10 protein-coding genes and 1 tRNA gene are annotated in these 12,597 nt (G+C 57.6%); 4 read left to right on the forward strand and 7 right to left on the reverse strand.

Annotation, left to right across the window (positions count from 1 at the left end; genetic code table 11):
• Nucleotides 1-357: 357 nt before the first annotated feature.
• A complete protein-coding gene (locus QFX05_RS02855) occupies nucleotides 358-2,460 on the reverse strand; it encodes a DEAD/DEAH box helicase (RefSeq protein ID WP_279740759.1) in 2,103 nt (700 codons plus the stop codon).
• 658 nt (nucleotides 2,461-3,118) lie between these two features.
• On the reverse strand, nucleotides 3,119-4,981 hold the full coding sequence (locus QFX05_RS02860; protein ID WP_279740762.1) for a DUF2079 domain-containing protein: 1,863 nt from the start codon (nucleotides 4,979-4,981) through the stop codon (nucleotides 3,119-3,121).
• Between the two features lie 221 nt (nucleotides 4,982-5,202).
• Between QFX05_RS02860 and QFX05_RS02865 the strand changes: the two genes are divergently transcribed.
• On the forward strand, nucleotides 5,203-6,432 hold the full coding sequence (locus QFX05_RS02865) for a DNA-3-methyladenine glycosylase family protein (RefSeq protein WP_279740764.1): 1,230 nt from the start codon (nucleotides 5,203-5,205) through the stop codon (nucleotides 6,430-6,432).
• Between the two features lie 97 nt (nucleotides 6,433-6,529).
• Here the strand turns inward: QFX05_RS02865 and QFX05_RS02870 are convergent, their stop codons facing one another.
• The 3 genes from QFX05_RS02870 to QFX05_RS02880 all read right to left on the reverse strand — a co-directional run bounded on the left by QFX05_RS02870 (nucleotide 6,530) and on the right by QFX05_RS02880 (nucleotide 8,023).
• Entirely contained in the window at nucleotides 6,530-6,907 is a 378-nt protein-coding gene (locus tag QFX05_RS02870; protein ID WP_005504813.1) for a thioredoxin family protein, read from the reverse strand.
• A 397-nt stretch (nucleotides 6,908-7,304) separates the two neighbouring features.
• Nucleotides 7,305-7,386: transfer RNA gene (locus QFX05_RS02875), tRNA-Tyr, on the reverse strand.
• Between the two features lie 250 nt (nucleotides 7,387-7,636).
• The gene (locus tag QFX05_RS02880) at nucleotides 7,637-8,023 is read right to left on the reverse strand and encodes a hypothetical protein (RefSeq protein WP_070685751.1); all 387 of its coding nucleotides are present in this window, start codon (nucleotides 8,021-8,023) and stop codon (nucleotides 7,637-7,639) included.
• A gap of 141 nt (nucleotides 8,024-8,164) precedes the next feature.
• On the opposite strand from QFX05_RS02880, the gene QFX05_RS02885 reads away from it, so the two are divergent.
• Nucleotides 8,165-8,656: a YajQ family cyclic di-GMP-binding protein gene (locus QFX05_RS02885; RefSeq protein WP_070685752.1), complete on the forward strand. Its 492-nt coding sequence runs from the start codon at nucleotides 8,165-8,167 to the stop codon at nucleotides 8,654-8,656.
• A 206-nt stretch (nucleotides 8,657-8,862) separates the two neighbouring features.
• Here QFX05_RS02885 and htpX read toward each other — a convergent pair whose 3' ends face one another.
• Both htpX and QFX05_RS02895 read right to left on the reverse strand, forming a co-directional pair.
• Nucleotides 8,863-9,747 (reverse strand): zinc metalloprotease HtpX, encoded by an 885-nt coding sequence (gene htpX / locus QFX05_RS02890; RefSeq protein ID WP_070685754.1) that lies wholly within the window; start codon nucleotides 9,745-9,747, stop codon nucleotides 8,863-8,865.
• 131 nt (nucleotides 9,748-9,878) lie between these two features.
• On the reverse strand, nucleotides 9,879-10,142 hold the full coding sequence (locus QFX05_RS02895; protein WP_070685756.1) for a hypothetical protein: 264 nt from the start codon (nucleotides 10,140-10,142) through the stop codon (nucleotides 9,879-9,881).
• A 196-nt stretch (nucleotides 10,143-10,338) separates the two neighbouring features.
• On the opposite strand from QFX05_RS02895, the gene QFX05_RS02900 reads away from it, so the two are divergent.
• Together QFX05_RS02900 and QFX05_RS02905 are read left to right on the forward strand one after the other, a co-directional pair.
• Nucleotides 10,339-10,926: a Fur family transcriptional regulator gene (locus QFX05_RS02900; protein WP_070685758.1), complete on the forward strand. Its 588-nt coding sequence runs from the start codon at nucleotides 10,339-10,341 to the stop codon at nucleotides 10,924-10,926.
• A gap of 130 nt (nucleotides 10,927-11,056) precedes the next feature.
• Entirely contained in the window at nucleotides 11,057-12,547 is a 1,491-nt protein-coding gene (locus QFX05_RS02905; RefSeq protein WP_279740767.1) for a catalase, read from the forward strand.
• The last annotated feature ends 50 nt before the right edge of the window (nucleotides 12,548-12,597 follow it).

Below are 12,597 nucleotides of genomic sequence, written 5' to 3' on the forward strand. Positions count from 1 at the left end.
GATCCCGGGACCTCCATCTTACCAAGATGGCGCTCTACCACTGAGCTATCGGGGCAACAGGTAAAACTATACAGGTCTTCACGAATGCTCGCAAGCGGAAAAGCTATGGCATACGCCACATTTTATGCTTGATTGTTCTCCGCATTGCCGCATGAGAGCCCAGTGAAGACCAGGAGCCCAGCATTGACCAGATGCCACCGCAACAGCTGCTGGAAACACATCAACACACAAATACATAAAGACCGGCAGGAGAGCTCATCACTCCCCTGCCGGTCTTGAATCATATGCGGATGACAAGGCTACTAACCGATAGCCTCAGCAAGCCCTCATACCGCAGGTTCAAGCTTAGCCGAAATCTTAGTAGCGCTTGCCGCGGCCGCCAAAGTTATGGCCACCGTCACGGTTGCCACGGTAGCCGCCATCGCGGCGGTTATCACGGCCACCGAAGTCGCGATCACCGAAGTCACGGTCATTGCGCTTGCCACCGAAGTCACGACGCTTGAAATCGCGGTCGCCGCCGAAGTCACGGCCACCGTCACGGTTACCGCGGTAGCCACCTTCACGACGGCCACCCTCACGACGATCAAAGTCGCGGAAACCGCCCTCACGACGACCACCACCGAAGCTGCGGCCGCCACCCCTGGGACCGTTGTCCTTGCGGATGTTGATGAACTCGCCAGCAATCTTGGTGTCGCGCAGGCGATCGAAGAAGTCGCGGGGCAGGTCCTCGGGCAGGCCAACAATGGTGAAGTGCTGGCGAATGTCGATGGAGCCAATCTGGGAGCCCTTAATGCCACCCTCGTTAGCCAGCGCACCCACAATAGCACCTGCGGTCACGCGGGAGGAACGGCCAACGTTCAGTTTGTAGTTGACCATACCCTCGTCGTTGTGCGCGCGCTTTGCCTTACGTCCGCCGCGGTCCGAATCATCGTCAGAGAAGGGGCGAGAGTTACGGGCAATATCTTCCTCCTCATCCAGGAAGAAGGGGCGACCCTGCTGAGCGATAATAGCCAGTGCGGCTGCAATGTCCTCAGCGGTGGTGTCGTGCTCGTTCTCATAGTCCTCGATAATCTGGCGGAAGAAGCTCAGGTCCTCAGACTCGATGGTCTCGGTAATCTGCTGAGCGAAGCGCTGCTTACGGGTCTCATTCACTGCCTCTGCGGTGGGCATATGCATCGGCTCGACCTTCTGGCGGGTTGCCTTCTCGATCTGACGCAGCATGTACTTCTCACGCGGGGTGACAAAGAGGATTGCTGCACCCTCGCGACCTGCACGGCCGGTACGACCGATACGGTGCACGTAGGACTCGGTGTCGTGGGGGATGTCGTAGTTGACGACCAGGGAGATGCGTTCAACATCCAGACCGCGTGCCGCTACATCGGTTGCAACGAGGATGTCGATGCGGCCGTCACGCAGGGCGTCAACGGTGCGCTCACGCAGCTGCTGGGGGATGTCACCGTTAATCGCTGCTGCCGCGAAACCACGTGCCTTCAGCTTGTCGGCAACTTCCTCGGTTTCCTTCTTGGTGCGCACGAAGACGATAATGCCGTCGTAGTTTTCGACCTCGAGCACGCGGGTCATTGCATCCAGCTTGTGGGAGTGCATGACCTGCATGTAGCGCTGAGTAATATTTGCGCTAGTGGTGGTCTTAGCTTTGACACGAATCTCAGTGGGATCATTCAGGTACTGCTGAGCGATCTTGCGGATCGAGTTGGGCATGGTTGCGGAGAAGAGTGCAACCTGCTTGGTGTCGGGGGTGCCTTCGAGGATCTTTTCCACGTCTTCGGCGAAGCCCATGCGCAGCATTTCGTCTGCCTCATCCAGCACCAGGTACTGCAGGTTGGACAGGTCCAGGGAGCCCTTTTCCAGGTGGTCAATCACGCGGCCAGGGGTACCGACAACGACCTGTGCGCCGCGGCGCAGACCGGCCAGCTGCGGGCCATAGGGGGAGCCACCGTAGATAGGCAGAACGGTGAAGTCCGCCATGTGGGTTGCGTAGGAGGAGAAGGCTTCTGCAACCTGCAGAGCCAGCTCACGGGTGGGTGCCAGAACCAGAACCTGGGTGTCGCGGGAGACGCCGTTGATGTCGGCGAGTTCAGCCATGCGGGACAGTGCCGGCAACGCGAATGCTGCGGTCTTACCGGTACCGGTCTGTGCCAGACCAACCACGTCGTGGCCCTCAAGTAGCAGGGGGATAGTCTGTTCCTGGATGGGGGACGGCTTCTCGTAGCCAACCTCTTCCAGGGCAGCCAGGACGCGGCCATCCAGGCCCAGGTCGGTGAAGCGTACGCCTTCTTCTTCAGCCTTTTCGGCGGTTTCTTCTGCGGCGGGTGCTTCTGCAGTAGTTTCTACGGTGGTTTCTTCTGCTTCTACAGCAGTGCTCTCAAGGGTATTCTCGGTGGTCACAACGGCCTCTGCCTCGGCATTCAGTTCGGCCGGGGTAGCAGTATTCTCAGTCAATTTTTCCTCTATACGGTAGGGGTGGAAGCGCACGCTTTTCGGCGCTTACCGGGTGTCCCCTTCACGGCCCAGCCACACATCATCCCCTGGGGAGTAGAACGTCCAGGGAGCCTCCGTTACCGGCACATTCTGCAGAGGTATTCTGCGGATGCTACGGGTAGCGGCTTTTGCTGGGGGTGGTCTTGATTTTCTCTGCACATTATCCGCACGTCTACTCATACTCTACGCTCGGCGCACAGTAGTCCCTGTGATACAGGGGTGTACAGGGTGGGTAATGCTCACATGTAATATCACGTATTCCTGGTGGTTCGCCTTCTCGCTCTACGGCGGTGGTGTATCTGTTACAGCAGACGTAGCAAAGACGCTGGACCAGAGATCGTTAAGAGAAGCCCGCGTGTACGGTGTAAACCGCAAGTTTATGGGGCGTATCAATCGGTGATGGTGAGTACGGCGCACCTACAATTCCAGCACCACCTTGGGTGCTGGGTGCGCACAAGACCTTCATCGGGGGTTCCCGTGTTCTACCTAGTGTACCGTAGCGGCACCTATCTGACCTCAAAAGGTGCTTAAAACCTCATCTCTTAACGGCGAGCACCCACCCTCACAGCCGGAGGGCGGGCGCTTTTCAGGCACGCATCATGCCTATGTATTCCTCGGATTAATCTACGCGCCGCACAATATCAATCGTGCCAACGGTCGCGTACTTCGCGTAGGAGTGGCGGTAGCGGTCAGCCGCATACTGTGCGGCGTTGGTCGGCGGGTTGCCACCCCAGGAGTTGCTCATGCGGTCGATGACCACGTAGTCGGGGGCAGGCTCACCATCATGTCCAATCCAGTAGACGGTACGACCAGGAATCAGCTGAGTCAGAATCGACAGGTCAGATGCGACCGATACCCCTTCGGGTACCTTCTGGACGGCGTCCTGCTTCATCTGGTCAGTCCTAGTCAGCGCGGAGGCGGTGAACTGCACATTACCCAGGGATGCGAGGGGCTGCTGGGAGCCGGGCATAAAAATCGGGGATACAGCAAGGAAGAGCGCCGCGGCGGGTAGAGCCCACACGGGCATGCGGCGTACCGTGACGGTGAGGCGGCTGGGCTGGGTGTTGGTCTGAGGTTTCTGTGCGGAGGCGCTATCGATTGCGCGCGTAGCCGAGCGTATCGGAACCACTGCGGGAACCACGCCGTAGCGTATCCGCATGACGGCGTCAAGCAGGGCGAGGAAGACGATGGGCATGAGCACGAGCGAGTAGTGCCAGGTGCTTGCCCAGTAGGACTCCATGGTGGAGAGCAGACGCCACGCAAGGGTCGGTAGAACTATTGCCGCGAGCGGAGAAATCACCCAGAGGACTGCCCCGGTAATGAGTAGCAGGCTGAGGGTTGCCAGCTTGGTGTTGTTGCTGAGCATCTGCAGTGCCGAACCGAAGGGGTCGCCCAGAGCCGCAGAGAAGTTCACCTTGTCTGCATAGTCGAAGTGTCCCCCACTGTTGAAGTAGGGCAGAATCACGTAGATGGCAACGGCCGACCAGAATACGCCCCAAATCATGACCATGGTCGATTCGGCGACGGCGGGGGTGCGAGCCCAGGAGGAGTAGAGCTGATGCACGCGGATTCGCATCGGGGCCGGGGTGCCCACAGAGATGCGCGGCATCAGAATGTCTACGGCGGTGCTCAGCCAGCCGGTGCGGATAAAGATAATGAGGCCGATGGCTGCGACAGTAATGCCCATATCTTCTTTGACGAAGGCAATGGGTAGAGCCCACCAGCAAGCATAGGCGAGGTAGCGTGCGCGTTCGGTGCCGCTCACGCGAGAGGCGAGCACCAGGTAACCGAGGCTCATGGCGAGCAGCGGCACGGCGAAGGCTACTTCGTGGAATTGGGCGGCGATAGCTTGCTGAACGCCAAAGCTGAGGGCGAATCCGGCGCCGAGTAGCAGACCGGTGATGGTCGGGATAACGCCCTGAAGTTTTGCGGATTGAACGTTCTGCGTCGGTTCGCTCTTCTGCGCATCTTCAGTTTTCTGCGTATCTTCAGTTTTCTGGGCGAGCGCGAAGGCACGCTGAGTGAAGCGCACAATGGCAAAGCTTGCGAAGGCAACCAGGGCGTTCTGCACCACCAGTAGCGTGGTCGGTGAGGGGAACAACGCATAGACAGGTCCCAGGAGTACCAGAATCGGGTGGAAGTGATCACCCCAGAGGTTAAAATTGGGCCCCTTAATAGGCACGATGGGTACAGAGAAGTGCGAGTACGCCTGTGCCATCTGGGTAAAAATCGCTAGATCCCAAGAGGGGGTAATCCAGTGCTTCATCTGTTGCAGCGAATAGTAGGTGTACAACGCCATGACGGCGGCGGATAGCAACAGACCGGGTAGTAGTTCTAGGGGGCGGATGCTCTTGACGCGCTCAGTAAGGGACTGACGCGACTGTTTCTTGGCGCGCTGAGTACGGCCCGCGCTGGTGGCGGTACTGTTCTTCTGTTCAGGTGCGTCAGTATTCGAGGATGCTTCTTGTGCTTCCGCTGCCATAGGCGTCCTTCTCTCGGGGTGCATGTCCGGGCTGTAGGCGCCCTTGTGAACGGGCAGAACGCATAGCCTGTATAGTGCCGGTGGCGGTGTTTGCGTTCATTTCTGCTCTATCTTTTAGGGTATCGCATTAGCGGTGTGACTGCTCTGCCGGGTATTTCTGTCACTTTAGCTGAGGGGCGTATATTGGTTGGGCATCGTCAATGAGGGAATAGACTGGTGGGGTGAGTACGATTCCTCCTGTTTCTCCGAATGGCCGCTCCGAAGCGGATGCACGGCACACCCGGCATCCTTTGGCGGCAGCTGGTGTACCCTATGCACCGGCGCTTGCGGATGCTCTTTACGAACCACGCATTCAGATTCGTACTCTCTCCCCCGCTGTTTCGTCTCTTCCGGGCGTTCTGAGCCCGGAGGTGTGCGAGGTTGTGATTGAGCCGCACGTTCCGGTGCAGTTGGTGCAGACGTTGGGATCGCTACGCCGCGGTGCCCAGGATCTTTCGTATCGTGCGCTGAGCCGCGCGGATGGTGCCGAAAGGATTTGGTTGACGGCTCGCACGCCGTTTCATGAGTTCCCGGCGGTGCTGTACGCCGAACGATTGGGGCAGCCCGCTAAGCTTCCCGAGGCCCTCCCCTCCCTACATCGCCTGCTGATGCGCCCGGTGCGTATTCGCATCTGGGTTTCTTATAGTGCCGCTAATCAGCAGATGCAGGCGCGAGCCGACCTTCAGGCGTTAGCGCAGGAAATGACGTACTGGCTGGGGTTGCACGACCCCGCTGAGCAGTTCGGCGCGCTGTCTTCTTTTGAGTCTCTTCCGTCGCGTGTTCAGCAGGCCTGGCGGCAGAATCCGGGGCTCCGCCTCAGCGCCTCGGGGCAGCTGGACCGGCAGATGCTCAACGCCATTGTGGAGCAGCGCATCACCCAGACCGAAGCGTTCAGAGCCCTGGGCTGGGTTCTGCGAAAGTACGGTTCCCCCGCCCCTTTAACCGGGTTGGGGCATCAGCCGGAAGGAATGCGCGTCTACCCAAGCGCCCGGACCCTGGCGATGATTCCTACCTGGGATTGGCATCGGGCCGGCGTTGATAAAAGCCGCTACGACGCTGTGTACGCTTACGCTCGTTCCGCAGAATCTCTAAAAAACATTGCGGCAGAAGGCGACATCGCGCTACTGGCGCGAAGCCTGCACACTGTGCGCGGTGTGGGCCCGTGGAGTATTTCCGAGGCCCTGCAACGGGTGTGCGGGCACCCTGACGCCATCAGCGTGGGCGACTACCATCTGGCGCACGCGGTCGGTGAGCTGTTCACCGGTCAGCGCACCGATGATGCGGGAATGCTCACTCTGCTGGCGCCCTTTAGCCCGCATCGGCAGCGTCTGGTGCGGCTCATGCATGCTTCAGGCTTTTCGAAGCAGCGCTACGGGGCGCGCATGACCATTGAGGATCACCGCGACCGCTAATGCTCCTGCACCCTCACGAGGTTAAAAGGGGACGGGGCGCCCCTGCCGGTTGTGCCGGCGGGTACACCCCGTTCAAGCTCTTTTGTAGTGTTGAGCCTTACTTCTTCTCTGCAGAGCCCTCTGCTGCTGCGATCTCTGCACGGACCTTGTCCATGTCGAGCTCGCGGATCGAACCGATTACGGTCTCCAGCTGGTCTTCGCGCAGTGCGCCAGCCTGCTGGTAAACCAGGATACCGCCACGGAAGCCCATGATGGTGGGAATGGAGGTGATGCCTGCTGCCTGAGCAAGCTGGCCCTGGTCCTCGGTGTCGACCTTGCCGAAAACAATGTCACTGTGCTTCTCCGAAGCCGCCTCGTAGACGGGAGAGAACTGCTTGCAGGGACCGCACCAATCTGCCCAGAAGTCCAGGAAGACGATGTCGTTGCTCTCGACGGTAGCAGTCAGGTTCTGCTGAGTAATTTCAATAGTAGCCATGAGATAAAGCTACACCCTCAAGACCCCAATCGCTAATTGTTCGCCCTGGGATTCAAACATTGTGAAAGATATGACAAATTGCGGTCATAGTAAGTACTTTTCGCGGCTGTTTCAGCCGGTTTACGGGCGTGCCGCGAATACTCTGGCGAATGCCCTCATAGCCGAATAATGGAGGCGCCCGACTCGGCAGGCGAAGCCCCTTGGTTATCCCCTACAGCGTCCTGGGGAAAGCCCCCAATGTGGGCACCAAGAAAATACGGGCTCAACCGTGGAAGACCACTATGGTAGAAGATCTTCGCAGTGGAAAGCGGCTTGGCTAGAAAGCGGCTACGGGATCCACCCTGAAACTAGTTTTAGATACACAAAAACCCGGTTACTTTTGTAACCGGGCTATTTGTGGCAGGTGAGGGATTCGAACCCCCGTAGGCAGTGCCAGCTGATTTACAGTCAGCCCCCTTTGGCCGCTCGGGTAACCTGCCGCCTAGCTAAGTGCTAGTTGCTCGCTCAAGCGAACAGAGACTACTCTACAGCAGTTTTAGAGACTTGTACACTTCACATAGGGTTTTGTGACGAAGGTTATATATCTGGTTGCATTTATCGTCTTTTCATCACGCAAGAGCATCATCACACGCTCACCGCGCACCCATATCTATCGCACACATCTATCGCAGCGCGCGTGCTCTCACCTTATGAATAAAGCCGTGAATAAAGCCACCACCTACAGCAGTTTTAGAAGGAACGGGAAGGAATATCGCCATCCTGTTCAAGCAGAAGCACAATCTCCAGGTGCTCCAGGTAGCGGCGCGCCTGCTCCACAGTACACATGTCACCGGCAATCTCACGTTCCAGATCACGGCGAACACCACGGAAACGTGCCACCAGTGAAGGCTCAGTCAGAGTAATACCAATGCCTTCAAAGGGAGAATCCTTAGATTCTTCCGAATGTGGGTCAAGGTGAATATCGTTGTGGTCAGACTCGCTGAGGCGCTCAGCCTCAGGAATATCTTCGGGCTCAGCACCCAGAGAGGTATGTAAGTCAATGAAGAGCAGGGTTTGCAGATCGCGAGCTTCCTCGCTCGTGTGTGCGTCCGTTACAGACAGATTATGAATGGTCATATCTCCATTGTCCTCTTTTTAGGTTGGTAACACCTGTAAAACAGGCCCGTATTTCTGTTAGTTAGCTGTGAACAAGAGCCCCAACCCGGTAGGCTAGTACTAACCGGTGCCAGAAGCACCTCATTCACGAAAGGAAAGCCCATGGCTAGCGAATCGTCATTCGACATTGTGTCCAAGGTGGACAAGCAGGAAGTTTCCAACGCACTGCACCAAGCGCAGAAGGAGATCTCCCAGCGTTACGACTTCCGCGGCGTTGGCGCAGAAATCGATTACTCCGGCGACAAAATCCTCATCAAGGCAAACGCCGAAGAGCGCGCACTGGCAGTGCTGGATGTTTTCCAGTCCAAACTGGTCAAGCGCGGCATCTCCCTGAAGTCCCTGGACTCCGGCAAACCCTACGCATCCGGCAAGGAAACCCGCATCGAGTGCTCCATCAAGGAAGGCATCGCACAGGATCAGGCAAAGAAAATCTCCAAGATGATTCGCGAAGAGGGCCCCAAGGGCGTGAAGGCGAACATCCAGGGCGATGAGCTGCGCGTCTCCTCCAAGTCCCGCGATGACCTGCAGGAAGTCATTGCAATGCTCAAGTCCGCCGACCTTGAGGTTGACCTGCAGTTCACCAACTACCGCTAAGCTCATGCACTCCCCCGCGAGGGAGCACGGTTAGAGACCAATACATAAAAAACCTCGGGGTAACTACTTCCACAGTAGCCACCCCGAGGATTTTTTGTCTGCCGACCCGTCATCGCGGGTCACAATCGTCACCCCGGGTCATATTCATGCAACGCCATATTTATAGAGCGTCACATTCAAGCCCGGAGACGAGGGCGAGAAAAGACTTAGTACTGACCCATCTCACGAGCCTGCTGCTGCAGACGCGCAATACGCTGATCCATCGGCGGGTGAGTAGAGAGCATATTCTTCAACGAACCGAAGGGATTCGCAATCATCATAGCGCTTGCCGCCTCGGTATTGCGGTTGTTCGGATCCATCGGATACATGGACACACCGCTCTCCAGCTTGTGCAGCGCCGAGGCCAGAGCCAGCGGGTCGCCGGTCAGACGTGCGCCGTCCTCGTCGGCGTCAAATTCACGGGTGCGACTAATAGCCATCTGAATGACCTGCGTAGCAATGGGAGCCAGCATGGCAACCACGAACATGGCGAGGGGGTTGGTGCGTTCACCATCGCGGTTGGATCCACCGAACATCGCCCCAAACGAGAGGAACTGAGCCACAGTACCGATGATAGAGGCGATACCCGCCGCAACGGAGGAGGTGAGGATATCACGGTTGTACACGTGCATCAGTTCGTGGCCGAGCACGCCGCGCATCTCGCGCTCATCCAGCAGCTGCAGAATACCCTCGGTGCAGCACACCGCCGCATTCTGCGGGTTACGACCGGTTGCGAACGCATTCGGGGTCATAGTCGGCGCCACGTAGAGGGCAGGCATGGGCTGACCCGCACGGGAGGACAGCTCCTCCACAATGTCGTAAAGCACCGGAACCTCTTCACGACTAACCGGGTATGCATCCATGGAACGCAGGGCGAGCTTATCGGAATTCCAGTAGGTGTACGCGACCGAAGCCAAACCGAACAAACCCATAATCCAGATGAAAATGGAGGAGCGGAAGCTCACCGAGAGCAGACCGCCAATGAGCAACATCATGCCCACCATGGAGCCCATCAGCAGGGCAGTTTTAAATCCATTGTTATGACTGTGCATGGGTATCCTCCTGAGCAAATAGGTCAGCGTGTACTTGACTCTATAGAGTACGTGTAAGCACCCGCCAGCGCATCTTATGGCACGCGGATTCACCCAGAGCGTCACCGGCGCACCGAACTATGCGGAAGGTGTTAGGGAATGGCACCCGGGATATTCACCAGGGGCACCTGCTCCATTACCTGAGCCGTAGCAGTCGGGAAAATACCGAGCAGCAGAATCGTGCCGTAAGCACCCAGGAAAAGGGTGAAGAGCAGACCAAGCATCAGCTGCCCCTCCAGATCAAAACCGGTGGTAGTACTGCGGTATTGACCGTAAATTACGGGGGTCACGATGGGTACACCAAAGAGCAAAACCATCAGCAGAATGTAAATGGGATTTGTGAAGTCGTATACCATGCCCCTATCCTCCTTGATGGTAATCGCCGGTGCGGGTTACTCTAGGTTCTTTGATTGTACGGCATCTTTTTACACCCGAAGCAGAGGGGGGCGGAGGGGCACCACAGAGTGGATGAAAAGGACACTTCACCGGCTTATTATGAGTTTTTCATAAGATAATTATGAATTTCTCATAATAATGTGTAGACTTATACCTATGACCGACGCAAAGACAACCTCCGATACGAAGAAGACCCAGCATCCAGAACACCACAATACTGGCTGTGCCCACACCACCGGCCTACCTCTGCTCCCCGCAATGAGCCCCGAACAGCTCGAAGAAGCATGGACCACCGGCCTGCGCGCCAAGGGCCGCCGCGTCACCAAGCAGCGCCTCGCCGTACTCCATGCAGTACAGGATCACCCGCACTCCACCGCCGACACCATTGTGCAGGCAGTCCGCGAGCGCATCCCCGCCATCACTGTTCAGTCGGTCTACGTGATTCTTGCCGATCTGACCGATATCGACCTGTTGCGCAAGTTTGAGCCGCCGGGAACCCCCGCCCTCTACGAAACCCGAACGGGCGACAACCACCACCACGCCTTCTGCGTACGTTGCGGCAAGGTCGAAGACGTGGACTGTGCGGTCGGTTCCGCGCCTTGCCTGACTCCCAGTAATTTTCATGGCATGGCGCTCTTTAGCGCAGATGTACTGTATCGAGGCGTCTGCGCAGGCTGTCAAACTGAGGCAGAAGCAGAACTGGCGAAGAGCCAGATGCAAGCCGCAGCGAGCGTTCAGCACTAACGAACCACATTCCCACACCTTACTCCGGGCGTGAAAACAGCCCCTCGGTGTTCGTTAGTTGCACCCTAAAACAGGAAGAATGCTCGTCGAAAACCACATAGCATCACCAAAAACACAAGGAGAAGCAAATATGTATCAGACCCCGCAGAACCCCATTCATCCCGGTTCTTACACCACCACGAGCACTGGCACGCCGGTGGCTTCAGATGATCATTCGCTCACCGTGGGCGCCGATGGTCCCATCGTTCTGCACGATGCTTACACTGTTGAAAAGCTCGCTCAGTTCAACCGTGAGCGTGTGCCCGAGCGTGTGGTGCACGCGAAGGGAACCGGCGCATACGGCTACTTTGAAACCACCGAAGACGTTTCGCAGTACACCCGTGCGGCGCTCTTTCAGCCCGGCGTTAAAACCGAGCTGCTGATTCGTTTCTCAACCGTGGCGGGCGAATCCGGCTCCCCCGATACCTGGCGTGACCCACGCGGTTTCGCGGTGAAATTCTACACCACCGAAGGCAACTACGACCTGGTAGGCAACAACACTCCTATCTTCTTCATTCGCGATGCCATTAAGTTCCCCGACTTCATCCACTCGCAGAAGCGTATGCCCGGTTCGGGTCTGCGCGATCACGATATGCAGTGGGATTTCTGGAGCCTCAATCCGGCATCGGCGCACCAGGTAACCTGGCTGATGGGCGACCGCGGCCTGCCCCGCACCCTGCGCCACATGGACGGCTTCGGCTCTCACACCTACCAGTGGATTAACGCCGAGGGCGAGCGCTTCTGGGTTAAGTACCACTTCAAGACCGAGCAGGGCAACGAGTTCTTCACCCAGGCTCAGGCCGATGAAATGGCGGGTAAGGATGCTGACTTCCACCGCCGCGACCTGCGCGAGGCTATCGAGCGTGGCAACTACCCCGCCTGGACGCTCTATGTGCAGATCATGCCCTATGAGAGCGCGAAGACCTACCGTCTTAACCCCTTCGATCTGACGAAGGTGTGGCCGCACTCGGATTACCCGCTGATCAAGGTGGGTCGCATGGTGCTGGATCGCAACCCGCAGAATTTCTTCGCTGAAATCGAGCAGGCAGCCTTCTCCCCCTCGAATTTTGTGCCCGGTATCGCGGCTTCGCCCGATAAGATGCTGCTCGGTCGTATCTTCTCCTACCCGGATGCTCATCGCTACCGCATCGGCACCAACTTCGCACAGCTGCCCGTGAACGCACCACACGCAGCGCCGGTGAACAACTATTCGCATGACGGTTCGATGCGTTATAACTTCAACGACCCCTCCGTTCCGACCTACGCGCCGAATAGTCTGGGTGGACCGCATGCGGATGCGGAACGCGCTGGCGAAGGTAGCTGGGAGTCTGATGGCGAGCTGGTACGCACCGCCTACACCCTGCGCCCGGATGATGATGATTTCTCGCAGGCTCGCACCCTCTACGAGGTAACCATGAACGACGAAGAACGCGAACGCCTGATCAGCAACATCTCCGGTCACGTAGGCGCTGTTCGTTCCGACGAGATTCGTGAACGCGCGTTCCAATACTGGGATAGCGTTCACCCTGAGCTCGGTTCTCGCGTTCGCGAGGCCGTGGCAGCCGCCGCATCTGGTTCATAAGATACGGCAGCGTCTGTTCTCCTGTAGATTCGAGAACATGACGCACAGCT

Origin of the sequence: Rothia similimucilaginosa (assembly GCF_029850875.1) — a bacterium.
Lineage (GTDB): Bacteria > Actinomycetota > Actinomycetes > Actinomycetales > Micrococcaceae > Rothia.

Bases quoted from the DNA above. Each gene is read 5' to 3' on its own strand.
- QFX05_RS02860 (WP_279740762.1), bottom strand. From the start codon at position 4,981: ATGGCAGCGGAAGCACAAGAAGCATCCTCGAATACTGACGCACCTGAA.
- QFX05_RS02870 (WP_005504813.1), bottom strand. From the start codon at position 6,907: ATGGCTACTATTGAAATTACTCAGCAGAACCTGACTGCTACCGTCGAG.
- QFX05_RS02880 (WP_070685751.1), bottom strand. From the start codon at position 8,023: ATGACCATTCATAATCTGTCTGTAACGGACGCACACACGAGCGAGGAA.
- QFX05_RS02885 (WP_070685752.1), top strand. From the start codon at position 8,165: ATGGCTAGCGAATCGTCATTCGACATTGTGTCCAAGGTGGACAAGCAG.
- htpX (WP_070685754.1), bottom strand. From the start codon at position 9,747: ATGCACAGTCATAACAATGGATTTAAAACTGCCCTGCTGATGGGCTCC.
- QFX05_RS02895 (WP_070685756.1), bottom strand. From the start codon at position 10,142: ATGGTATACGACTTCACAAATCCCATTTACATTCTGCTGATGGTTTTG.
- QFX05_RS02900 (WP_070685758.1), top strand. From the start codon at position 10,339: ATGACCGACGCAAAGACAACCTCCGATACGAAGAAGACCCAGCATCCA.
- QFX05_RS02905 (WP_279740767.1), top strand. From the start codon at position 11,057: ATGTATCAGACCCCGCAGAACCCCATTCATCCCGGTTCTTACACCACC.